A 22,545-nucleotide genomic window follows, 5' to 3' on the forward strand; every position below is an offset into this window, starting at 1 on the left:
CCTGAGAGGAACGATCCAGACGTTCAGGAACGGCTGAGGTTTTGTGACCTTGTTGTCAGCTCCGCCGGCGCATCAGGAGCACCACTCCGACGACCAGTCCGGCCACGGCGGTGAGGCCGATCACCTCGACCCGCTCGTCCGTCCGGCCCTGCGGGAGCAGCAGCACGGCCCCGGACGCGACCAGCACGACCAGCTGGACCAGCGCGAACCGCCGCAGCGGCGCGACCAGCGCTTTCGGGTGGACCCTCGACCGGACGGGGAGCACCGCCGCGTACGCGCTGCTCACGTGCAGCAGGTGCAGCAGCACGACCAGCGCCAGCACGTGGCCCGCGCCCGCGTCGTCGGCGAACAGCACGGCGACGGCCGGGTAGCCGATGAGCAGCGCGGGCGCGGCCGAGGCCGGTATCGCGGCGCCGACGCCGGTCAGCACCAGGTAGAGGCCCAGCGCGAGGGGTGCCGTGCCGGCGTGCGCGAGGACCGCGGCGACCGCCAGTCCGGTCGCGCCGACGACCGCCCGCGGCACCCAGCCCGGCCACCCGCGGGCCGTCGTGGCCGCGGTCACCGGAACGCGCCCGTGCGTCGGCCGGACCGGACCACCCGGCGGGCCTGGACGGCCAGCTCGCGGTGGCCGAGCGGTGGGCTCGCGGCCACGACGGGGATGCCCTGGCGGCGCAGGGCGGTCAGCCGGGTGTCGTGCTCCAGCTCCAGGATTCGCAGCGCCGGGCGGGACCACGGGGTGCCGGGATCGGGCACCAGCGGCGACGGCAGGAGGTCCAGGGCCAGCACGGGGTGGCCGGACCTGGCCGCGTGCACGGTCAGGTCGGCGGTGTGCTGGTCGAGGAACGGGGACAGCACGATCAGCAGGGCGCCGTGCGGCAGCTGGTGGTGGGTCAGCACCGGGCGCGGCGACCAGCCGGCCGAGCGGGCGCAGACGACCAGCTGGTTGCGCAGCCGCAGCAGGTGCCGGCGGCCGACGCCGGGTCGCACGCCGAGCTGGGGGCGGCCGAGGTCGACCAGGGACACCCGGTCGCCCTGGCGCAGGTAGTTCGCGGCCAGCGAGACGGCGGTGCGGACGGCCTGGTCGAGGCTGCCGCCGGGCCGCACGCCCGAGGCGGACTCGGAGGTGGACCAGTCGGCGACCTCCGGGCCGACGTCGACCCTCGTGTCCAGGGCGAGCACCACGTCCGCGTCGGCTTCCGCGTGGTGCTCCCGCACGTGCAGGTTGCCGCTGCGCAGCGAAACCCGCCAGTCGATGCGGCGCATCCGGTCGCCCGGCTGGAACGCGCGGATGTCGCGCAGCTCCACCGAGTCGCCCGGCCGGCGGGCCCGGTGCGCGCCGACCAGGCCGACCGGGCGCGCGGGCAGCAGGCCGGCCGGCAGCGCGGCGACCGGCGGCAGGACCACCCGGCCGCGTTCGCCGGCGGTCACCGGGCCGTGCACGAGCAGCGCGTCCGGGCCCGCGACCAGGTGGTCCGGGCGCAGGTCGACGCCCTCGCCCCAGGCGTCGCGGCGCAGCGCCACGGTGATCGGACCGACCCGCGCGGGCAGCAGGTGCACCGGTCCGGGACCGGGCGTTCCGGCGGGCAGCCGGATCGCGATCACCTCCGCGCCCTCGCCCGGGTCCACCTCGACCACCGAGCGGGCCTCGCCGACCTCGCCGGTGCGCGGCAGGCCGACCACGGTCACCGACGGGGTGCCGCCCACCGGCTTGACCAGCGCGAACAGCGTCGAGACGAGCAGTGGCGCGCCGATGAGCACCAGCTCGACCCGGTGCACGAGGCTGCCGACCACGACCAGGCCGACGCCCAGCGCGACACCCCGCACGAGCGCGTCGGTGGCGTGCCAGTGCGCGCCCCGGCCGGCCCGGAACGCCTCGCGGAGCCGGTCCGCGCGGGTCATGACCGGGAGCTCGCCGGACCCGGCACCGCGCCCAGCAGCTCGGTCACCACCTCCACGCCCGTGGTGCCGGACGTCCAGGTCTCCGGGCGCAGCGTGAGCCGGTGCGCCAACGCGGGCACCGCGCACTCCTTCACGTCCTCCGGCAGCACGAAGTCCCGGCCGTCCAGGATCGCCAGGGCCCGTGCCACGAGCACGAGCGCCTGCGCGCCGCGCGGTGACGCGCCGATCTCGACCGCTGGGTGCGACCGGGTCGAGGCGGCCAGGTCCACGCAGTACCGCAGCACGTCCTCGTCCACCGCGACCTGCTCGACGCCCTGTTGCAGCCGCGCCAACCGGTCCACGCCGAGCACCGGCTCGACCTCGGTCTCCTCCTGCCGGCGGGCGAGCCTGCGGCGCAGCACCTCGACCTCCTCCTCCGGCGGCGGGTAGCCGACGTCCAGGCGCAGCAGGAACCGGTCGAGCTGGGCCTCGGGCAGCGGGTAGGTGCCCTCGTACTCGACCGGGTTCGCGGTCGCCAGCACGTGGAACGGCCGCGGCAGCGGGAAGGTGCGGCCCTCGACCGTCACCTGGCGCTCCTGCATGGCCTCCAGCAGCGCGGACTGGGTCTTCGGCGGGGTGCGGTTGATCTCGTCGGCCAGCAGCAGGCCGGTGAAGACCGGTCCGGCGCGGAACGCGAACTCGCGGGTGCCCGGGTCGTAGAGGAACGAGCCGGTGACGTCGGCGGGCAGCAGGTCGGGTGTGCACTGGAGGCGCTTGAACTCCAGCCGCAGGGCCTGCGCGAGCGACCGGGCCATGAGGGTTTTGCCCAGGCCCGGCACGTCCTCCAGCAGCACGTGGCCGCCCGCCAGCAGCGCGGCGAGCGCGAGCCGCAACGACCGCTGCCGACCGACGACGACCGTGCCGACGGCGTCGAGGACGGCCTTGGCCTCGGTGGCGATGTCTTGGGTGGACGTCACAGGTTCTCCAGCAGTCGGGTGAGCTTCGAGGGGTCGGGCAGGGTCGCGTCCGGCGCGGTGAGGAAGTGGTGCAGCTCGGGTCCGAGCGCGGCGCGGGCGGCCGGGTCGGCCAGGTCGGTGATGCCCAGGTGCCGCAGCCGTGCCTCGGCGAGGGCGCGCAACCGGGGCCGGATCCGGGTGCCGAACCGCGACGGGTCCTCGTGGGCCTCGGCGAGCCGGCTCGCCAGCGTGCCGGCCTGGGTGGTGACGACACCGGACCGCGGTTCGGGCGGCGGTGCCCACAGCACGTCGGTGGCGCGGGGCAGGCGCGCGACGAGCAGTCCGAGGGTCGCGACGGGCAGCGCCACGAGCACCGCCCAGTGCGCCGGCACCCCGAACCGCCACGCCCCGAACCACGTGCCGACCCCGACCACGACCGCGAGGACGACCGCGCGCACCATCCCGACCAGCGGCTTCACCGCCGGACCGCCGAGTCGGGGGTGGCCGGTGTCGGGTCGGGCCGGGCGATCGTCGGGCCGCGATCGCGGTGGTGGGGCGCGCTGCTCGACGCGGACGTGCCGCGAGCACGGCCGGGGGTCGCGCGGCGCGTGGACAGGGCCGTTCCCACCGGTGATCCACCGCTCGGGACCGCCGGCCGCGTGCCGGAGCGGGCCGTCGTCGGCCGCGTCGTTCCCGGCGTGTTCGGTGGCGTCATCGGTCGGCCGCCAGGTCGCGCACGATCACGTCCAGCGCGGCCTCGACGCGGGTCACGTCGGCGGTGGTGAGCCCGGTCGTGCCGAAGCGCGCGCGGTGGTAGGTGGTGCGCAGGGCGATCGTCGCGGCCTCGTCCACGCGGTGGCGTCCGAGCAGGTCGCCGGTGAACTCGGTGGGCGTCTGGTGCGGTCGGCGTTCGACGCCGCTCTCCCGGGCCGCGTGCTCCAGGGCCAGCCACGCCGCGACCACCGCGTCGCCGGGTGGGCCGCCGTCGCGCGCGCGGAGTTCGCGCAGCGCGGTCCGCGCGCCCCGGGCCAGCACCTCCGGGTTCGACGGCACGTCCGGCAGCACCTCCAGCGGTTCGGCCACCACCCCTCGGCCGCGCCGCCTGCCGACGTCGAACCAGCCGAGCAGGCCGACCAGGAGTCCGATCACGACGATCGAGGCCAGCACGCTCGCGATCACCATCAGCACCACGAGCGAGCCGCCGACCACCGAGGGCTCGACGTCCTGGTCGGACATCCCGATCAGGCTGCCGGTCGTGTTCGGCGCGGTGGCGTCGGCCGGGTCGGGCGCGGCGAGCGGCACCGGGGACGTGCCGCGCGCGGCGAGGGCGATCAGCAGCAGCGCCGAGCCCGCGGCGAACGCGAGTGCCAGGCGGGGCTTCATGGGTGAAGCATGCCGCCCGGATCACCCGGGTGAAAAGGAATCAGGAGAAGTAGACCGATCGGCCGATCTGCGGGTACTCGCTCTTCTCCCGGGGTTCCAGCACGAAGTGGTCCCCCGCGCAGTCCCGACCCTGGAACACCGCGACGGTCGACCTGGTCTGGTTGCGGAACTCGAACGCGGGCTTGTCGTTCGGCAGCCGCAGGTTCAGGCACCGGCCGCTCTCCGGGTCGCGCAACGCCCCGGTCTCCAGGTCGTTCGCGGGCCCGGACCCCGAACCCGACCCGGCGGAGGGCTGGTTGTACAGGTAGCGGAACTGCCCGTCGGCCGCGGTCGCCACGGCGGGCGAGGCGAGCAGCAGCAAGGACACGGCGACGGTGGCGCGCAGGCGCATGGTGATCCCCTCTCGTCCACCCCACCTTGGGACGCCGCGGCCCCGTCCGCAGGCTGGTCACCCGATCGAGGCCGCCTGCTTGGCCCGGCGCAGGACGGTTTCCAGCATCGGGCGGGTCAGGCGGCCGGTGAAGGTGTTCTGCTGGCTGGGGTGGAAGCAGCCGATGACGTGCACGGGTGGGCGGTCGGTTCGGGGTTCCAGGACGACCTCCGCGCCGTGGCCGAAGCGCGGGCGGGGTTTCGGGACGTGCCAGTGTTCGGCCAGGACCGGGAGGACCGCCTGCCAGCCGAAGGCGCCGAGCACCAGGACGGCCTTCAGGGTGGTGAGCAGGGCCAGTTCGCGGACCAGCCACGGGCGGCACGTGTCGCGTTCGGTCGGGGTCGGCTTGTTCTCCGGCGGCGCGCACTTCACCGGCGCCGTGATCCGGGTGCCGACCAGCTCCAGGCCGTCGTCGCGGGAGGTGGCCGTCGGCTGCGAGGCCAGGCCGACGGCGTGCATCGCGGCGTAGAGGAAGTCGCCGGAGCGGTCGCCGGTGAACATGCGGCCGGTGCGGTTGGCGCCGTGGGCGGCGGGCGCGAGACCGACGATCGCCAGGGACGCGTTCGGTGGTCCGAACCCGGGCACCGGGCGGCCCCAGTAGGTCTCGTCGCGGAACGCGGCCCGCTTGACCCGCGCGACCTCCTCCCGCCACGCCACCAGGCGGGGGCACGCCCGGCAGGTGGACACCTCCTCGTCCAGCAGCACGAGTCCGCGCACCGACCACCCTCCCGAACGTAGAGTTCGACCATGACCGACAAGGACACCGACGAGAAGCCCGCGGTGGACGAGAAGGACCTCCCGTCCGACGACCTCGTCACCACCCAGCACAGCATCACCGTCAAGCGGCGCAAGCTGAACTACACCGCGACCGCCGGTCGGGTGGTGCTGCGCAAGGAGGTGGTGACCGACGGCAAGTCCGACGGCCACCAGCCCAAAGCGGAGGTCTTCCTCACCGCGTACACGCTGGACGGGGCCGACCCGGCCAAGCGGCCGGTGACCTTCGCGTTCAACGGCGGCCCGGGCTCCTCGAGCGTGTGGCTGCACCTGGGTCTGCTCGGGCCGCGCCGGGTCGTGTCCGGTGACGTGGGCGACGTCGCGCCGCCGCCCTACGACCTGGTCGACAACCCGGAAACCCTGCTGGCGCACAGCGACCTGGTGTTCATCGACCCGGTGTCCACCGGCTTCTCCCGCGCGGTGAAGGGCGAGAAGGCGGGCGAGTTCCACGGCTTCCAGGGCGACCTGGAGTCGGTCGGCGAGGTGATCCGGCTGTGGACCTCGCGGCACGGCCGGTGGATGTCGCCGAAGTTCCTGGCCGGCGAGTCGTACGGCACGACCCGCGCGGCGGGCCTGGCCGACCACCTCCAGAACCGCTTCGGCCTGTACCTCAACGGGGTGATGCTGATCTCGTCGGTGCTCGACTTCGGCACGCTGGACTTCACCGAGGGCAACGACCTGCCCTACCCGCTGTTCCTGCCGACCTACGCGGCGATCGCGCACTACCACGGCAAGCACGAGGGCCGGGCGCTCGCCGAGGTGCTGGCCGACGCCGAGGAGTTCGCCTCGCGCGACTACCCGTGGGCGCTCGCGCGCGGGCACCGGCTGACCGCCGAGGAGCGCGCGTCGGCCGTGACCAGGCTCGCGGCGCTGATCGGCGTGTCCGAGGACTTCGTGGACCGGGTGGACCTGCGGGTCGAGCACGTCCGGTTCTACACCGAGCTGCTGCGCTCGGAGCGCAGGGTCGTCGGCCGGCTGGACTCCCGCTTCACCGGTCCCGAGGCCGACTACGGCCGCGAGTGGTTCAGCCAGGACCCGTCGTACTCGGCGATCCTCGGCCCGTACAGCGCGGCGCTGAACCACTACCTGCGCGCGGAGCTGGAGTACGAGAACGACCTGCCGTACGAGATCCTCACCTCGAACGTGCAGCCGTGGTCGTACAAGGAGTTCGAGAACGCGCACGTGACGGTGGCGGACAGGCTCGCGTCGGCGCTGCGCGCGAACCCGCACCTGAAGGTGCACGTGGCGTTCGGCTACCACGACGGCGCGACCCCGTACTACGCGGCGGAGCACGTGCTGGCGCACCTGAGGATCCCGGCGGAGCTGCGCGACAACATCGAGTCCGCGTACTACGAGGCGGGCCACATGATGTACGTGCACGAGCCGTCGCGGGTCCAGCAGTCGAAGGACCTGGCGGACTTCGTGCAGCGGTCCGCGAACCGCTAGCCCGCGCGGGACCCCGGTGGCGCGGGCCACCGGGGTCCCGCGACAGGTCACGGCACGACGGAGCGCTCCTGCGCGAAGTGGCACGCGCTGAGGTGGCCCCCGGCCCGTTCGACCAGGGCGGGCTCCTCCTCGGCGCACACGTCCTGCGCCTTCCAGCACCTGGTGCGGAAGCGGCAGCCCGACGGGGGGTCGATCGGCGACGGCACGTCACCGGTCAGCCGGATCACGTCGCGCCGGCCGCGCAGCACCGGGTCGGCCACCGGCACCGCGGAGAGCAGCGCCTGGGTGTACGGGTGGGTCGGGCGCTCGTAGATCTCCTCCTCGGTGCCGATCTCCACGATCTTGCCCAGGTACATCACCGCGACCCGGTCCGACAGGTGCCGCACCACGGACAGGTCGTGCGCGATGAACACGTAGGCGAGCCCGAACTCCTTTTGCAGCTCCCCCAGCAGGTTCATCACCTGCGCCTGGATCGACACGTCGAGCGCGGACACCGGCTCGTCGCACACGATCACCTTGGGCCGCAACGCCAACGCCCGCGCGATGCCGACGCGCTGCCGCTGGCCGCCGGAGAACTGGTGCGGGTACCGGTTGATGTGCTCGGGGTTCAACCCGACCACGTCCAGCAGTTCCCGCACCCGCGCCGCCCGCGACCCGCGCGGCGCGACCTCGGGGTGGATCTCGAACGGCTCGCCGACGATGTCGCCGACGGTCATCCGGGGGTTCAGCGAGGTGTACGGGTCCTGGAGCACGATCTGCATGTCCCGCCGCCAGCGCCGCAGCGCCGACCCGGACAGCGCGAACATGGGCTCGCCCTCGAAGTACGCCTCGCCGGCCGTCGGCGGCTCCAGCCGCATCAGGACCTGCGCCAACGTGGACTTGCCGCAACCCGACTCGCCGACCACGCCCAGCGTCTCGCCCGCCGACAGCGTGAACGACACGCCGTCCACCGCGCGCACCTGCCCGACCGCGTGCCGGAACAGCACGCCCCGGGTCACCGGGAAGTGCTTGACCAGGTTCCGCACCTCCAGCAGCTCAGCCACGGCCGACCACCTCGGCGGCGAAGTGGCAGGCGCTGAGCCGGTCCGGTTCCAGTGCGACCGGCGGCGGGATCTCGGTGGCGCACAACGACTCCGCGCGCGGGCAGCGCGGGTGGAACGGGCAGCCGGACGGGATCCGCAGCAGGCTCGGCGGCAGCCCCTTGATGGTGTCCAACCTCGTGCCCTTCGACTCCAGGTGCGGCAACGACCGCATCAGCGCGGCGGTGTAGGGGTGGCCGGGCGCGCGGAACAGCGAGTAGGCGTCGGCCTGCTCCACGATCCGACCCGCGTACATCACCACGATCCGGTCCGCGACCTCGGCGACCACCCCCAGGTCGTGCGTGATCAGCACCAGACCCATGTCGCGCTCGCGCTGGATCTCCGCCAGCAGGTCCATGATCTGCGCCTGCACGGTCACGTCCAGCGCGGTGGTCGGCTCGTCCGCGATCAGCACCTCGGGGTCGAGCGCGAGCGACATCGCGATCATCGCGCGCTGCCGCATGCCGCCGGAGAACTGGTGCGGGTAGTCCCGGACCCGTTGCCGGGCGTGGGGGATCCGGACGAGGTCGAGCAGTTCGACGGCGCGCGTCCGGGCGTCGGCGCGGGACATCCCGCGCCGGACCCGCAACTGCTCCTCGATCTGGAACCCGACCGTGAACACCGGGTTCAGCGCGGACAGCGCGTCCTGGAAGATCATCGCGATCCCCTCGGCACGCACCGCCCGCCGCCGTTCCGGCTTGGCGCGCAACAACTCCTCGCCGTGGAACCGCACCGAGCCGCCGGTGACGAACGCGGGCGGGGTGTCCAGGATGCCCATCACCGCCTGCGCCGTCACGCTCTTGCCCGAACCCGATTCGCCCAGCACGGCGAGGGTTTCCCCGGCGGACACGTGGTAGGACACGCCGTTGAGCACGCGCGCCACCCCGTCCCGGGTGCGGAACTCCACCCGGAGGTCCTCGACCTCCAGCAACGGCTCCGCGTAGCGGTTCCCGACCTCCGACAACGGTTCCACGTGCTACCTCAGCTTCGGGTCGAGGGCTTCGCGTACCGCGTCGCCGAGCATGACGAACGCGAGCACGGTGGCGGTGAGGAAACCGGCCGGGAACAGCAGGGCGTGCGGCGCGACGCGCAGGTAGTCCTTGGCCGCGTTGATCATCACGCCCCACGACACGACCGGGTGCCGCAACCCGATGCCCAGGTAGGACAGCGTCGCCTCGGCGCCGATGAACGCGCCGAGCGCGATCGTGGAGTACACCAGCACCGGCGCGACGCAGTTGGGCAGCATGTGCCGGACGATGATCCGCGACGGCTTCGCGCCCAGCGCCCGCGCGGCCTTCACGTAGTCCTGCTGCTTGGCCGCGATCGCCGTGGACCGCATGATCCGCATGGACACCGGCCACGACAGCACCGCGAGCGACAGCACGACCTGCACCACGATCCGCACCTCGCCCGGACTGCCGACCGCGTTCAGCGTGGTGAGGATGACGATCGAGCCGAGCACGAAGGGCACGCCGACGAACACGTCCGCGACCCGGGACAGCAGCGTGTCCAGGATCCCGCCGTAGTAGCCCGCCAGCAGACCGAGCGACGCGCCGAACAGCACCACGCCGACGGTCGCCAGCACGCCGACGACGATCGACGCCCGCGCGCCGTGGATGACCCGCGAGTAGACGTCGTAACCCTGGTTGTCGTAGCCGAACCAGGCCTGCGCCGACGGGGGTTTCCGGCTCAGCGACAGGTTCGCCAGGTTCGGGTCGGTGTGCGTGAACAGCTGCGGCGCCGCGGCCATCAGCAGCACCAGCAGGATCAGCGACACCGCGATCCAGAACAGCGGTCGGCGGCGCAGCGCGTGCCAGGCGTCGCCGAACAGCCCGCGGGGCCGGTCGGTGTCGACTGTGTCCACCGTGGACAGCGCGGCCAGCTGGTCAGTCATAGCGAATCCTCGGGTCGAGCACGGCGTAGAGCAGGTCGACCAGCAGCGTCATCAGCAGGTAGACCAGCACCAGGAGGGTGACCACGCCGGTCACCATCGCGCCGTCCTTGGTCAGGATCGAGCGGAACACCAGACCGCCGACGCCGGGCACGTTGAAGATGCCCTCGGTGACGATCGCGCCGCCCAGGAACGCGCCCAGGTCGGTGCCGAGGAACGTGATCACCGGGATCAGCGAGTTGCGCAGCAGGTGCACCCCGACGACCCGCCTGGGCGGCAACCCCTTGGCCAGCGCGGTGCGCACGTAGTCGGCCCGCCGGTTCTCCGAGATCGACGCCCGGGACAGCCTGGCCACGTAGGCCATCGAGAGGCTGGCGAGCACGAAGCCGGGCACGATCAGGTTGGCGAACGTCGGCGAGTTGACCGTGGGCGACACCCAGTGCAGCTGGAGCCCGAACACGAGCTGCACCACGTAGCCGGTCACGAACACCGGCAGCGAGATCAGGAACAGCGTCGAGACGAGCACGAGGCTGTCCAGGAAACCCCGGTTGCGCAAGCCGCTCACCACACCGGCGGTGATGCCGATGACGGCCTCGATCAGCAGCGCCACCAGGGCGAGCTTGAGCGTCACCGGGAACGTCGCGGCGATCCGGTCGATCACCGGAGTGCCGGACGACGTCACGCCGAAGTCGCCCTGGAACACCTTCCCGACGTACTTGAGGTACTGGAGCCACGCCGGGTCGTCCAGGTTGAACTTCTCCCGCATCATGGCGATGTACTGCGGCGGGCACTCCCGCTCACCGCACTTGCCCTCGAACGGGTCCCCGGGCACGAGCCAGACCATGAGGTAGATCAGGAACGTGGCGCCGAAGAACACCGGGACCATCTGGAGCAGCCTGCGCAGCACGTAGCGCCCCACCGAACACCTCCGTCAAGCAGGCTCGGGCCGGCCCACCGGGTCGCGGTGGGCCGGCCGGAGGCGTTTCCTAGGCCGTCACTTCGACGCTGTAGAGGTCGAGAGCGCGGAACGGGTCGAGATTGGCGACCTTCAACCGGTTGGACTTGCCGGCGATCGTGTTCTGCGTCCACAGGGGCGTGGACGGCAGGTCGTCGGCCATGATCTTCTCGGCCTCCTGGTACAGCGTGATCGCCTTGTCCTCGCTCGGCGCCTTGTCCGCCTCGGCGAGCTTCGCGTCGAACTTCGGGTTGGTGTACAGGCCGTCGTTGGACGACGCGCCCGTGCGCAGCACCGGGGTCAGCCAGTTCTCGATGGACGGGTAGTCCGCGATCCAGCCCGACCGGTACATGCCGGTCATCTCGTGCGCGTTCACCTTCTGCCGGAACTCGCCGAAGCTGGTGGACGGCACGAACTTGGCGTCGAGGCCCAGCGTGTTGCGGATGCTGTTCACCACGGCCTCCGCCCACTCCTGGTGGCCGCCGTCGGTGTTGGACTGCAACAGGATCTCGCCCGAGTACCCGGACATCTTCAGGTACTCCTTGGCCTTCTCCGGGTTGTACGTGCAGTACTCGCCGCACTGGCCCGCCTTGTAGCCCTTGGTCAGCGGGTGCACCCAGCTGTCCGCGGGCTTGCGCGTGCCCTCGAAGATGCGCTGCGTGATCTCCTCGCGGTTGATCGCCATGGAGAGCGCCTTGCGCAGGTCCGGGTTGTCGTAGGGCTTGACGTAGAACGGGAACGCGATAGTGGTGATGTTCAGCGTCTCGCGCTGGACCACCCGGTCACCGAGGTCCTGCTCGTACTTCTGACCCGCCAGCGCGTTCGGCGGCAGCTCCTCGATGAAGTCGAGGTTGTTCGCCACCAGGTCCGCGTAGGCCGACTCGCGGCTCTGGTAGACCTTGAGCACCAGGTCCTTGAACTTCGGCTTCTCGTCGCCCTTGTAGTCGTCGTTGCGGGTCAGCCTGATGTCCTGGCCGACGGTGCGCGAGACGAACTTGAACGGCCCGTTGCCGATCGGGTGCTTCTCGAAGGCCTCGCGGTCCCGGTAGAACGACTCGGGCAGCGGCGAGAACGCCGTGTAGCCGATCGTCACCGGGAACACCGAGAACGCCTCGGACAGCGTGATCGTGAACGTGGTGTCGTCCAGGACCTTGAGCCCGGACAGTTCCTTCGCCTTGGGCTCCGCGGGCTTCAGCGGACCGTCGGGACCGTCCGGGTCCTTCGGGTTCACCTCGTCGTAGCCCTGGATCTGCGAGAAGAAGCTCGCGCCCTGGGTGGCGTTCGGACCGTAGGCGGTCCAGTTCCAGGCGTCCACGAAGCTCCTCGAGGTCACCGCGGACCCGTCGTGGAACTTCCAGCCGGACTTGATCTTCACCGTGAAGACCTTGGAGTCCTTGGTCTCGATGGACTCGGCCATCGCGTTCACCGGCTTGGCGTCCACCGGGCTGTACTCGATCAGACCGGTGAACATCGGGTCGATCGCCCGACCGCCTCCGGTCTCGGTGGTGTTGCCCGGCACGAGCGGGTTCTCCGGCTCGGTGTTGAAGATGGTGATCGTCGCGTCGTTCGAGACCGCGGCGCCGGTGTCCTGCGCGCTTCCGCACGCCGCCGCGAGCAGCGTCGCGACAGCCACGACCGGGACTAATCGAGTACGAGACATGCGTCCTCCCACCTGTTCGGGGGTAACCGAGCAGAGTCGGCCGCCTCCACAGCGTCAGGGGGACGCTAATTTGTTTGTGGCAGCCGCCACATGGGTGACGTGGTCACAAGCAGGTCACGAACATTCCCGGTTGACACTCGGGAAGCTCAGGACAGCGCGAACGCGATCCCGTCGAGGATGTCGTGCTCGCTCGCCACCAGCTCGGTGACGCCGTGCTCGGCCAGGTGCTCGGCCAGCGTCCGCACCACCAGCGCGCCGCCGGCGATCACGTCGACCCGGCCCGGGTGCATCGGCCCGAGCGCGGCCCGCTCGTCGTGGGTCAGGGTCAGCAGCCGCCCGGTCAGCTCCCGGATCGCGGCCACGGACAACCGGGCCAGGTGGATCTCGTCGGGGTCGTACGCGGGCAGCTCCTTCGCCAGCGCCACCAGCGTCGTGACGGTGCCGGCCACGCCGATCCAGGTCCGCGCCCGCTCCACCGGCACGACCGCGAACGCCCGCGCCAGCTCCGCGCGCGCCGCGGCGACCGCCTCGTCCACCTCGGCGGGCGTCGGCGGGTCGGACCGCAGGCACCGCTCGGTCAGCCGCACGCACCCGATGTCCACCGACTTCGCCGCCACGACCTCGCCGCGCACCCCGTCCCAGGAGCCCAGCACCAACTCCGTCGAGCCACCACCGATGTCCGACACCAGGAACGGGCCGTCTACACCGTCCACATCGGACACCGCGCCGGTGAACGAGAGCCGCGCCTCCTCGTCGCCGGAGATCACCTCGGCCTCGACGCCCAGCACCTCCCGGGTCATCGCGAAGAACTCGTCCCGGTTGGCCGCGTCCCGGGTGGCCGACGTCGCGACCATCCGGACCCGCTCGGTTCCCTTGCGCCGCAACACCTTCGTGTACTCCACGAGCGCAGCCCTGGTCCGGGCCAGCGCCTCGGGCGCGAGCACGCCGGTGGCGTCGACGCCCTGACCCAACCGCACGACGCGCATTTCCCGGTGGACGTCGCGCAGCCACCGCGAACCGTCGTCCGATGTGGACACGTCCGCCACCAGCAGGCGGATCGAGTTCGTCCCGCAGTCGATCGCGGCAACCCGGCCCATGGTCGTCCTCCTCGCCCGTTCGGTACGGGGAGAACGGTAGCCCGACTAGCTCGGCTTCATCACCGAGGGAGTCGTGGTCGTGGTGGTCGGCGTGACCGTGACCGTCGACGTCGTGGTGCACCCGGCCGCCGCCGCGGCGGCCGCCGCGACGGGAGGCGTCGTGGTGGTGGTCGTGGTCGACGTGGTGGTCGACGGCGTGGTGGTGGAAGTCGCGCCGGCCGGTGCCGTCGTGGACGTGACCGTGGTCGTCGTCGTGGTGGTCGTGGTGGTCGTCGTGGTCGTCGTCGGCGTCACCGTGATGGTGATCGTCGTGCACGTCGGGGTCGTGGGCGTCGTCGTCGTGGTGGTCGTGGACGAGGACGTGCTCGGCGGCGTGGTGGACGCGGGCGACGAGGACGGCGGGTTGGTCGTGGACGTCACCGGTGGCGTCGTGGTGCCGGGCGTGGTGCCGCCGGGCGAGGGCGACGTGGTGCCCGGGTCCAGGAAGTCCGCGTCCGAGCCGGGGAGGCTGGGCAGCGGGTCCACGCCCTGGGCGTAGGCGTCGGCCCAGCGCAGGACGTCCGCCACGTACTCGTTGGAGTGGTTGTAGCTGAAGACCGCCCGCTCGCGGCCGAGGTTCGTGCTGAGGTCGCCCCCGCCCGCGCACAGGTAGTTGCCCGCGCCGACCGTGGCGTCGTAGATGTTGTTCGGGTTGCTCTGCCCGTCGCCGTTGCCGTCGGCCGCGTAGCTCGCCCACGTGGACGGGATGAACTGCATCGGGCCGACCGCGCGGTCCCACGTGGCGTCGCCGTCGTACCGGCCGCCGTCGGTGTCCCGGATCGCGGCGAACTGGCCGCCGTTGAGCACCGGGCCGAGGATCGGGTTCGCCGTGTCGCCGTTGGCCTTGACCAGGCCGCCGCGCGCGTGGTTCGACTCGATGTGGCCGATGCCCGCGAGCAGCGACCAGTGGATGCGGCAGTTGGGCGTCGTCACGGCGAGCCGGTCCGCGGCCTTCATGTACGCGTCCAGCATCACGCCGGGGATGCCGAGCTGACCCGCCGTGGACGGGAAGTCGAAGTCGCCGCCGACCTGCGACAGGTCGTCGCCGAAGCTGAACGTGTCGTCCGCGTCGGCCAGCATCTCGGCGCTCAGCTCGTCGGCCTGCGGCAGCCTGCCGCTCGCGCCGAGCGAACCGTCCTCCAGCAGCCGCAACGTGTTGATCACGTCGCCCTCGCCGAGCTGGGTGGCGTCGATGTCGGAGGAGCCCGCGGTGTTGATCCAGTCGATGCCGTGCGTCGTGTGCAGCAGGGCCGGCACCAGCGCGGCGCAGGTCGCCGCGGCCGCGAGACCGCGTTGGCGCGGCGTCAGCGTGCCTCGTTGGGCCTTGCGCTTGCGTCCCCGTCGCTTCGGCACAGCCACGAACTCCCACTCCTCGGCGCGTTCCCCACCGCTTCCACCTTCGGTCCACCCTGCCTGATCGTTACTGCGGTGTCACGGGTCGAAGGTCGATTTGTGCCTTAACAACAGCTGTGAATCCGGTCTACCCGTGGTTCTTCACCGTTGACGCGCAATCGCCGGTGGGCCACCACTGTGAGAGGGCCTCGAGAGCCTCGTCACCGAACGGGTTCACGCCGGGACCGACGGCGAGCGAGTGCGCGACGTGCACGTGCAGGCACTTGACGCGATCGGGCATTCCGCCGGCGGTCACCCTGGTGCCCAGCGGCTCGATCGCGTCGCGCTCGGCCAGGTATTCCTCGTGGGCGCGCAAATAAGCCGCCGCGAGTGCGTCGTCGTCGGCGAGCCGGTCCTGCATCTCCTTCATCAGCCCGGCCCCTTCGAGCCTGCTGACGAACGAGTTCAACCGGCCGCACGTCAGGTAGTACAGCGTGGGGAACGGCGTGCCGTCGGGCAGCCGGGGACTGGTCTGCACGACCGCCGGGTGCCCGCTCGGGCACCGCGCGGCGACCGCCCTCACCCCGCGCGGGGTGCGACCCAACTGCTCCGCCACCGCCGCCAGGTCCGCGTCGCTCACCGTCACCGTGCCGCCACCGAGGTCCACAACTGCTCGTACCACGCCTTGTCCGTCGCCGGCTGCGCCGCCGGTTTCCTGTCGTCCTGTTCGCGTTCCGCGTCGCCGGGCAGCTGCACGACGTACGGGGTTTCGCCCGGACGAACGTAGTGCAACCGCCGCCGCGCCTCGGCCTCGACCTGCGCCGGGTCCGCGAGCTGCTGCTTGCGCTGCTCCAGCTGACCCACCTCGGCCCGCAGCGTCTCCTGCGACGAGGTGGTCTGCCGCAACTCCTCGCGCTGCGCCAGGTAGGTCCGCAGCGGCACCGCGATGCTCAGCGCCAGCGCGCACACCACCATCGCCAGCAACGCGGCCCGCCGGGTGCCGGTCATCCCGAACGCGCCGCCCGTGCCGGCGCCGGCCCGGGTGCGCGCCCGCGACTGCGGACGTGCCTTCGGCCGGGGCTTCGGAGCCGCCTTCGGCTTCTTCTCCCGGCCGGCCTTCTCCTCCCGGGCAGGGCGGGACCCCGACGCGGCCTTGCGCCTGCGCCCGCGTCGCGAGTCCCGCTCCCGCTCGGCCATCAGCCCTCCGCGGTGAACCGGGGGAAGGCCAGGTCGCCCGCGTAGCGCGCGGCGTCGCCCAGCGCCTCCTCGATGCGGAGCAGCTGGTTGTACTTCGCGGTGCGCTCGCCGCGGGCGGGCGCGCCGGTCTTGATCTGACCCGCGCCCACCGCGACCGCGAGGTCGGCGATGGTGGTGTCCTCGGTCTCGCCGGAGCGGTGGGACATCATCGACTTGTAGCCGTAGGACTTGGCCAGCTCGACCGCGTCCAGCGTCTCGGACAGCGTGCCGATCTGGTTCACCTTCACCAGCAGCGCGTTCGCGGCCCGCCGGGAGATGCCCTCCTCCAACCGCTCCGGGTTGGTCACGAACAGGTCGTCGCCGACGATCTGCACGCGCTCGCCCAGCTCGGAGGTCAGCTGCACCCAGCCGTCCCAGTCGTCCTCGGACAGCGGGTCCTCGATCGACACCAGCGGGTAGGCGTTGACCAGCTCGGTGTAGTAGCCGGTCATCTGCTCGGCCGAGCGCTTCTGCTTCTCGAAGGTGTAGGCACCGTCGGAGAAGAACTCGGTGGCGGCCACGTCGAGCGCCAGCGCGATGTCGCGGCCCGGGGTGTAGCCGGCCTTCTCGATCGCGACCAGGATCAGGTCGAGCGCGTCGCGGTTGCTGGACAGGCTCGGCGCGAAGCCGCCCTCGTCGCCCAGACCCGTGCCCAGGCCCTTGCTCTTCAGCACGGACTTGAGCGAGTGGTAGACCTCGGCGCCCCAGCGCAGCGCCTCGCGGAAGGAGTCCGCGCCGATGGGCGCGATCATGAACTCCTGGATGTCGACCTCGGTGTCGGCGTGCGCGCCGCCGTTGAGGATGTTCAGCATCGGCACCGGCAGCACGTGCGCGTTCGGCCCGCCGACGTACCGGAACAGCTCGAGGCCGCTGCTGGCCGCCGCCGCTTTGGCGACCGCGAGCGACACGCCGAGGATGGCGTTCGCGCCCAGCCGCGACTTGTCGGGCGTGCCGTCCAGGTCGACCAGCTTCTGGTCGACCACGCGCTGCTCGACGGCCTCGATGCCCACCAGCTCGGGGCCGATCTCGTCGAGCACGGCGGTGACCGCCCGCTCGACACCCTTGCCCAGGTAGCGCTTGGCGTCGCCGTCCCTCAGCTCGACCGCCTCGTGCTCACCCGTCGACGCACCGGACGGAACCGCGGCGCGCTCCAGGGTGCCGTCGTCCAGCGCCACCTCAACCTCGACGGTGGGGTTGCCTCGCGAGTCCAGGATCTCGCGGGCGCCGACCTGCTCGATGACCGCCACGTGCGCTCCCTCGTCAGACCTTCTGCCTGCCAACGGGCACGAGCCTAGTTGGTGCCGCCGAACCCGGCGTTGTCGCACCCGCGGACATCTGAACCGTTTCCGAAAACCGCACCCAGAACCACCCCGCTGAGACCATTGCGCCCGGTGGCACCACCCTTCGCGACAGTCCACGCGGGACATCCCGTCATCCGGTCGGCCGTCGATCCACGACCGACTCGCGGGTAGCGTTGATCCGACCATGACGGACAGCACATTCGACGCCTTCAGGAGGGCCGAGGCCCTCCTGGCCGACCGCCGCCCCCTGGAGGCGCTGCGGGCGTTGCAACTCGTCCTGGAGGAGGCGGGCGACGAGCCGAGCGTCCAACTCCTCGCCGGCCGCGCCTACCTCGGCTCGGCCCAGCTGAAACGGGCCGAGGAGGCCTTCCGCAAGGTCCTCGAGCTCGACCCGAGCGACTACTACGCGAGGTTCGCCCTCGGTCGGACCCTGCAACGCCAGAACCGGCTCCCGGAGGCGCTGGCCCAACTGCGGATGGCCGCGGCGATGAACCCGACGCCCGAGTACCAGGAGGCGCTGGGCGAGGTCAGCGCGCGGATCGCGGTGGAGCGGGACCGGTAGGCCGGGCCGACGCGCGACCCGCCCGCGCGACCCGCCCGCGCAACCCGCACGGCCGGACTGCACGGCTCACGGCGTCTGGCTGGCCTTGGCGTAGGCGTCGGCGCCGGAGTAGACCTCCTGGCCGTACTCCACGGAGTTGTTGTAGTCCATCACCGCGGCCCACCAGCCCTCGCCGGTGCCGAGGTCGCGGCCCGAGGAGCACAGGTAGCGCGCCGCGGCCAGGGCGGCGTCGTCGATGTTCTGGGGGTCGGGCGCGAGGCCGTCGCCCGAGGCGCGCACCGCGTAGCGGACCCACGTGGTGGGGATGAACTGCATGGGGCCGACCGCGCGGTCCCACTTGAGGTCGCCGTCGAGCACGCCGCCGTCGCTGTCCGCGATGGCCCGGACGCCGGGTGAGCCGTCCAGCGGGATCCCGACGATCGGCACCGACGGCCGGCCGTCCTCGCCGAGCTTGGCGCCGCCGATCGTGCCGTGGTGCGACTCGATGCGGCCGATGCCCGCCAACGTCGCCCACGAGATCCGGCACGCGGGCGACTGCTCGCGCATGAGCAGGTCGGCGACCGCGTAGGCCTGCAACGCCCGCGCCGGCACGTCGGTCTTCTCCGACACGGCCGCGGCCCACCCGGCCAGGGTCGGCACGGACGCGGTGGCGGACGGGACCCCGGAGGGCACGACGGCCGCGCCGGGTGCCGCGACACCCGGTCGGACGGCCTGGAAGGGCACCGGGAACGGCGGGTCGGCCACGGTCTCGGACCGCCGGTCGAACACGCTCAACGCGTACGCCCCACCGCCGATCACCGCCAGCAGCAGCGCGACCAGGGCGACCCGCCCCAGCACGTGGCCCGCGCCGCCCTTGGAGGACGCACGCGGTTCGACTTTGGACGGCGGCGGTACGACCACGAGCCCAGGCTACGTGCTCCACGCCACGTCACGTCCCGAAGGAACCGTTTCGTCCGATTCATCACCTCGACGCAACCCGGGGCGCCCCCGCCGCCCCCGTCCCGAATCGGACGGTAATCGCCCTGATCGACACGAATCACCCCCGGGCGGCCACGCACCGACACCACCCGAACACAAACCCGCTGCTCATGTGACACGGGCGTGCTGGACAGACCAAGCCAGCCTTGCCTAAGTTCGAACAGCCTAAGCTCACTCCCGGTTAGGAAAGATCAAGTGCTGCTCGCCAACGGCCTCATCGGCTTGCGCGAGGGTTTGGAAGCAGCCCTCGTCGTCAGCATCCTGGTCGCCTTCCTGGTGAAGACCGACCGCCGGGAACGCCTGCCCTACGTCTGGCTGGGCGTCGGCGTCGCGGTGGTGCTGTCCGTCGCCGTGGGCGCGCTCATCACGTTCACCACCGCGACGCTGACGTTCGAGCAGCAGGAGGCGTTCGGCGGGAGCATGTCGCTGCTCGCGGTCGCCTTCGTGACCGGGATGATCTTCTGGATGCGGTCGACGGCCCGCACGATCGCCGCCGAGCTGCGCGGGAAGATGGACCAGGCGCTGAACGTGGGCCCGGTCGCCGTCGTCGGCCTCTCCTTCATGGCGGTCGGCCGCGAGGGCCTGGAAACCGCCGTCTTCTTCTACTCCAGCGTGCAGAGCGCGGGCGGCGGCACGACGCAGCCGCTGATCGGCTTCCTGATCGGCATCGCCGTCGCGATCGCGCTCGCCTACGGCCTGTACCGGGGCGCGATCCGCTTCGACCTCGGCAAGTTCTTCACCTGGACCGGCGCGCTGCTGGTGTTCGTCGCGGCGGGCGTCCTCGCCTACGGCCTGCACGACCTCCAGGAGGCCGCGATCCTGCCCGGCCTGAACACGCTCGCCTTCGACCTGAGCGACGCGCTGCCCGAGGGCGAGTGGTTGGGCGCCCTGCTCAAGGGCATCTTCAACTACTCGCAGCGCACCACCTGGTTGCAGGCGATCGCGTGGCTCGCGTACGTGGCGATCGTCCTGCCCCTGTTCCTCATCCGCCCGCGCGCCCGCGCCGCGGCCAAGTGAAAACCGGAGAACCACCCGTGACCATCGCCGCGAGAAGCCTCGGCATCGGATCCCTGCTCCTGCTCACCGCCGCGTGCGGTGGAGGCGGCACCGACGCGAAGTCCGCCGACGGCCCGATCGCGGTCGAGGCGTCCGACGACGCGTGCAAGGTCGCCAAGAGCACCGCGAACACCGGCAACGTGACGTTCGAGGTCACGAACAAGGGCACCAAGGTGACCGAGTTCTACCTCTACGCCGAGGGCGACCGGATCCTGGGCGAGGTCGAGAACATCGGACCCGGCCTGACCCGGCGGCTGATCGTCGAGGTCACCGAGGCGGGCAAGCTCCAGACCGCGTGCAAGCCGGGCATGAAGGGCGACGGCATCCGCGCCGACTTCACCGTGTCCGGCGAGGGCAGGAAGTCCACCGACGACAACGCGAAGCTGGCCGAGGCGACCGCGGGCTACAAGCGGTTCGTGAACTCCCAGGCGGACAGCCTGCTGACCAAGACGACCGAGTTCGTGGACGCGGTCAAGGCCGGCAAGGCCGAGGACGCCAAGGCCCTGTACCCGATCGCGCGCACCTACTGGGAGCGCATCGAGCCCGTCGCGGAGAGCTTCGGCGACCTCGACCCGAAGATCGACGCCCGCGAGGACGGCCTGGAGCCCGGCCAGGAGTTCACCGGCTACCACCGCCTCGAGAAGGACCTGTGGACCACCGGTCTCCAGGCCGACTCGGCGAAGATCGCCGACCAGCTGCTGACCGACGTCAAGGAGATCGCGGACAAGGCCAAGGGCGTCGAGCTGACGCCCGTGCAGCTGGCCAACGGCGCGAAGGAGCTGCTGGACGAGGTCGCGACCGGCAAGGTCACCGGCGAGGAGGACCGCTACTCGCACGCCGACCTGTACGACTTCCGCGCCAACGTCGACGGCTCGCAGGCCGCCATCAGCGCGCTGCGCCCGGTGATCGCGGAGAAGGACGCCGCGCTCGCCACGTCTCTGGACGAGAAGTTCAAGGCGCTCGACGCGCTGCTCGAGTCGCACCGCAAGGGTGACGGCTTCAAGCTCTACACCGATCTGACCCCGGACGAGGTCAAGGCGCTCGCCGCCGCCGTCGACGCGCTCGGCGAGCCGATCTCCCGGGTCGCCGAGGTGGTCTCGAAGTGACCGGGCTGCCGCGCCGCCGCCTCCTCGGCCTGGCCGGGGCGGGTGTCGCGCTCGCCGGCGCCGGCGCGGCAGTGGGGTCGCTGGCCTCCTCCTCACCGCGGATCGAGACCACGTCGGCGTTGGCCGACGCGGTGCCGTTCCACGGCGAGCACCAGGCGGGCATCGTCACGCCCGCCCAGGACCGGATGCACTTCGTGGCGCTGGACGTCACGACCACCAAGCGCGACGAGCTCGTCGCGTTGCTGGAGGAGTGGACCGAGGCGGCCAGGCGGATGACCGCGGGCCAGGAGGCCGCCGAGGGCGGCGCGGTCGGCGGGCACGCCGAGGCGCCGCCGAAGGACACCGGCGAGGCGCTGGACCTGCCCGCGTCCGCGCTGACCCTGACGATCGGCTTCGGCCCGTCGCTGTTCGACGGGCGGTTCGGGCTGGCCGACCGCAAGCCCGCCGGGTTGATCGACCTGCCGCGGTTCCCCAAGGACGACCTCGACCCGAAGCGCGTCGGCGGCGACCTGTGCGTCCAGGCGTGCGCGAACGACCCGCAGGTCGCCGTGCACGCGATCCGCAACCTGGTGCGCATCGGCTTCGGCCGGGTGTCGGTGCGCTGGTCGCAGCTCGGCTTCGGCCGCACGTCGTCCACCTCGACCGCGCAGCCGACGCCGCGCAACCTGTTCGGGTTCAAGGACGGCACGAACAACGTCAAGGCCGAGGACGGCGACGCGCTGCGCGACCACGTGTGGGTGCAGCCCGGCGACGGGCCGGACTGGCTGACCGGCGGCACCTACCTGGTGGCCAGGCGGATCCGGATGCACATCGAGATCTGGGACCGGACGTCGCTGACCGAGCAGGAGGCGATCGTCGGGCGGAACAAGGGCGTCGGCGCGCCGCTCGGCCAGCTCGCCGAGTTCGACCCGATCGACCTGCACGTGCGCGGCAAGGGCGGCGAGTACGCGATCGCGCAGGACGCCCACGTGCGACTCGCGTCGGCGGAGGCGTTGGGCGGCACCAGGATCCTGCGCCGCGGCTACAACTTCACCGACGGGTCGGACGGGCTGGGACACCTGGACGCCGGACTGTTCTTCGTGGCGTTCAACCGGGACACCGCGAAGCAGTTCGTGCCGATGCAGCAGGCGCTGTCCACAAAGGACAGAATGATGGAGTACCTGGAGCACAACGGCTCCGGGCACTTCGCCGTGCCGCCGGGCGTCCGCGAGGGCGGCCACTGGGGCGACACGCTGTTCCGCTGAGCCGGGGGGCATGGCCCGGGAACCGTTGCCCGGCAACGAAAGCTCCGGGCCTACGGGTGGTGACCGGAGCCGGTGGGCGGGCGGTTCGCTGCGACGAAAGTCCGGACCCGCGCGGCGGCGGCAAGGACGTTGTGCGGCACCA

General features: G+C 71.8%; 23 protein-coding genes. 5 read left to right on the plus strand and 18 right to left on the minus strand.

The genetic code is table 11. The features are described 5' to 3' along the window. Positions 1-55: 55 nt before the first annotated feature. The 7 genes from AB0G50_RS07505 to AB0G50_RS07535 all read right to left on the minus strand — a co-directional run bounded on the left by AB0G50_RS07505 (position 56) and on the right by AB0G50_RS07535 (position 5,364). Complete coding sequence (locus AB0G50_RS07505) at positions 56-562, minus strand: hypothetical protein (RefSeq protein WP_360103353.1); 507 nt, start codon at positions 560-562, stop codon at positions 56-58. Further along, complete coding sequence (locus AB0G50_RS07510) at positions 559-1,899, minus strand: DUF58 domain-containing protein (protein WP_360103354.1); 1,341 nt, start codon at positions 1,897-1,899, stop codon at positions 559-561. Before AB0G50_RS07510 ends, AB0G50_RS07505 begins: the two co-directional genes overlap by 4 nt. Beyond that, positions 1,896-2,855 carry a MoxR family ATPase gene (locus AB0G50_RS07515; protein ID WP_360103356.1) on the minus strand — a complete coding sequence of 320 codons (960 nt, stop codon included), beginning with the start codon at positions 2,853-2,855 and terminating at the stop codon, positions 1,896-1,898. The genes AB0G50_RS07510 and AB0G50_RS07515 overlap by 4 nt, the downstream gene beginning before the upstream one ends. After that, the gene (locus AB0G50_RS07520; protein WP_360103358.1) at positions 2,852-3,313 is read right to left on the minus strand and encodes a hypothetical protein; all 462 of its coding nucleotides are present in this window, start codon (positions 3,311-3,313) and stop codon (positions 2,852-2,854) included. Before AB0G50_RS07520 ends, AB0G50_RS07515 begins: the two co-directional genes overlap by 4 nt. A 232-nt stretch (positions 3,314-3,545) precedes the next feature. Next, positions 3,546-4,217, minus strand: coding sequence for a DUF4129 domain-containing protein (locus AB0G50_RS07525; protein ID WP_360103360.1), 672 nt, complete (start codon positions 4,215-4,217; stop codon positions 3,546-3,548). A gap of 40 nt (positions 4,218-4,257) precedes the next feature. Continuing rightward, positions 4,258-4,608 (minus strand): hypothetical protein, encoded by a 351-nt coding sequence (locus AB0G50_RS07530; RefSeq protein WP_360103362.1) that lies wholly within the window; start codon positions 4,606-4,608, stop codon positions 4,258-4,260. 57 nt (positions 4,609-4,665) lie between these two features. Continuing rightward, a complete protein-coding gene (locus AB0G50_RS07535) occupies positions 4,666-5,364 on the minus strand; it encodes a uracil-DNA glycosylase (protein WP_360103364.1) in 699 nt (232 codons plus the stop codon). Positions 5,365-5,394: 30 nt separating this feature from the next. Between AB0G50_RS07535 and AB0G50_RS07540 the strand changes: the two genes are divergently transcribed. Further along, entirely contained in the window at positions 5,395-6,867 is a 1,473-nt protein-coding gene (locus AB0G50_RS07540) for a peptidase S10 (RefSeq protein ID WP_360103366.1), read from the plus strand. Positions 6,868-6,914: 47 nt separating this feature from the next. Here AB0G50_RS07540 and AB0G50_RS07545 read toward each other — a convergent pair whose 3' ends face one another. The 10 genes from AB0G50_RS07545 to eno form a co-directional block, all read right to left on the minus strand. Further along, positions 6,915-7,910 carry a dipeptide ABC transporter ATP-binding protein gene (locus AB0G50_RS07545; RefSeq protein WP_360103368.1) on the minus strand — a complete coding sequence of 332 codons (996 nt, stop codon included), beginning with the start codon at positions 7,908-7,910 and terminating at the stop codon, positions 6,915-6,917. Beyond that, positions 7,903-8,919, minus strand: a complete 1,017-nt coding sequence (locus tag AB0G50_RS07550; RefSeq protein WP_360103370.1) for an ABC transporter ATP-binding protein — start codon at positions 8,917-8,919, stop codon at positions 7,903-7,905. Before AB0G50_RS07550 ends, AB0G50_RS07545 begins: the two co-directional genes overlap by 8 nt. A 3-nt stretch (positions 8,920-8,922) precedes the next feature. Then, positions 8,923-9,840, minus strand: a complete 918-nt coding sequence (locus AB0G50_RS07555; RefSeq protein WP_360103372.1) for an ABC transporter permease — start codon at positions 9,838-9,840, stop codon at positions 8,923-8,925. Then, positions 9,833-10,756 (minus strand): ABC transporter permease, encoded by a 924-nt coding sequence (locus AB0G50_RS07560; RefSeq protein ID WP_360103374.1) that lies wholly within the window; start codon positions 10,754-10,756, stop codon positions 9,833-9,835. The genes AB0G50_RS07555 and AB0G50_RS07560 overlap by 8 nt, the downstream gene beginning before the upstream one ends. A gap of 67 nt (positions 10,757-10,823) precedes the next feature. After that, positions 10,824-12,425: an ABC transporter substrate-binding protein gene (locus AB0G50_RS07565; RefSeq protein WP_360103376.1), complete on the minus strand. Its 1,602-nt coding sequence runs from the start codon at positions 12,423-12,425 to the stop codon at positions 10,824-10,826. 173 nt (positions 12,426-12,598) lie between these two features. Then, positions 12,599-13,549, minus strand: coding sequence for a Ppx/GppA phosphatase family protein (locus AB0G50_RS07570; RefSeq protein ID WP_360103378.1), 951 nt, complete (start codon positions 13,547-13,549; stop codon positions 12,599-12,601). A gap of 45 nt (positions 13,550-13,594) precedes the next feature. Beyond that, positions 13,595-14,947, minus strand: coding sequence for a lytic transglycosylase domain-containing protein (locus AB0G50_RS07575; protein WP_360103380.1), 1,353 nt, complete (start codon positions 14,945-14,947; stop codon positions 13,595-13,597). Between the two features lie 121 nt (positions 14,948-15,068). After that, on the minus strand, positions 15,069-15,566 hold the full coding sequence (locus tag AB0G50_RS07580) for a DUF501 domain-containing protein (RefSeq protein ID WP_360103502.1): 498 nt from the start codon (positions 15,564-15,566) through the stop codon (positions 15,069-15,071). After that, entirely contained in the window at positions 15,563-16,117 is a 555-nt protein-coding gene (locus tag AB0G50_RS07585) for a septum formation initiator family protein (RefSeq protein ID WP_360103382.1), read from the minus strand. Before AB0G50_RS07585 ends, AB0G50_RS07580 begins: the two co-directional genes overlap by 4 nt. After that, on the minus strand, positions 16,117-17,403 hold the full coding sequence (gene eno, locus AB0G50_RS07590) for a phosphopyruvate hydratase (RefSeq protein WP_360103384.1): 1,287 nt from the start codon (positions 17,401-17,403) through the stop codon (positions 16,117-16,119). Before eno ends, AB0G50_RS07585 begins: the two co-directional genes overlap by 1 nt. Before the next feature lie 238 nt (positions 17,404-17,641). On the opposite strand from eno, the gene AB0G50_RS07595 reads away from it, so the two are divergent. Beyond that, a complete protein-coding gene (locus AB0G50_RS07595; protein WP_360103386.1) occupies positions 17,642-18,019 on the plus strand; it encodes a tetratricopeptide repeat protein in 378 nt (125 codons plus the stop codon). Between the two features lie 66 nt (positions 18,020-18,085). Here the strand turns inward: AB0G50_RS07595 and AB0G50_RS07600 are convergent, their stop codons facing one another. Then, positions 18,086-18,919 carry a lytic murein transglycosylase gene (locus AB0G50_RS07600; protein ID WP_360103388.1) on the minus strand — a complete coding sequence of 278 codons (834 nt, stop codon included), beginning with the start codon at positions 18,917-18,919 and terminating at the stop codon, positions 18,086-18,088. A gap of 273 nt (positions 18,920-19,192) precedes the next feature. Between AB0G50_RS07600 and efeU the strand changes: the two genes are divergently transcribed. The 3 genes from efeU to efeB are packed head-to-tail and all read left to right on the plus strand — an operon-like array spanning position 19,193 to position 22,403. Continuing rightward, positions 19,193-20,014 (plus strand): iron uptake transporter permease EfeU, encoded by an 822-nt coding sequence (gene efeU / locus AB0G50_RS07605; protein WP_360103390.1) that lies wholly within the window; start codon positions 19,193-19,195, stop codon positions 20,012-20,014. A gap of 53 nt (positions 20,015-20,067) precedes the next feature. Further along, complete coding sequence (gene efeO / locus AB0G50_RS07610; protein ID WP_360103504.1) at positions 20,068-21,159, plus strand: iron uptake system protein EfeO; 1,092 nt, start codon at positions 20,068-20,070, stop codon at positions 21,157-21,159. Beyond that, a complete protein-coding gene (efeB, locus tag AB0G50_RS07615) occupies positions 21,156-22,403 on the plus strand; it encodes an iron uptake transporter deferrochelatase/peroxidase subunit (RefSeq protein ID WP_360103392.1) in 1,248 nt (415 codons plus the stop codon). The genes efeO and efeB overlap by 4 nt, the downstream gene beginning before the upstream one ends. The last annotated feature ends 142 nt before the right edge of the window (positions 22,404-22,545 follow it).

Origin of the sequence: Actinosynnema sp. NPDC020468, from assembly GCF_040642015.1 — a bacterium.
Taxonomy (GTDB): Bacteria; Actinomycetota; Actinomycetes; order Mycobacteriales; family Pseudonocardiaceae; genus Actinosynnema.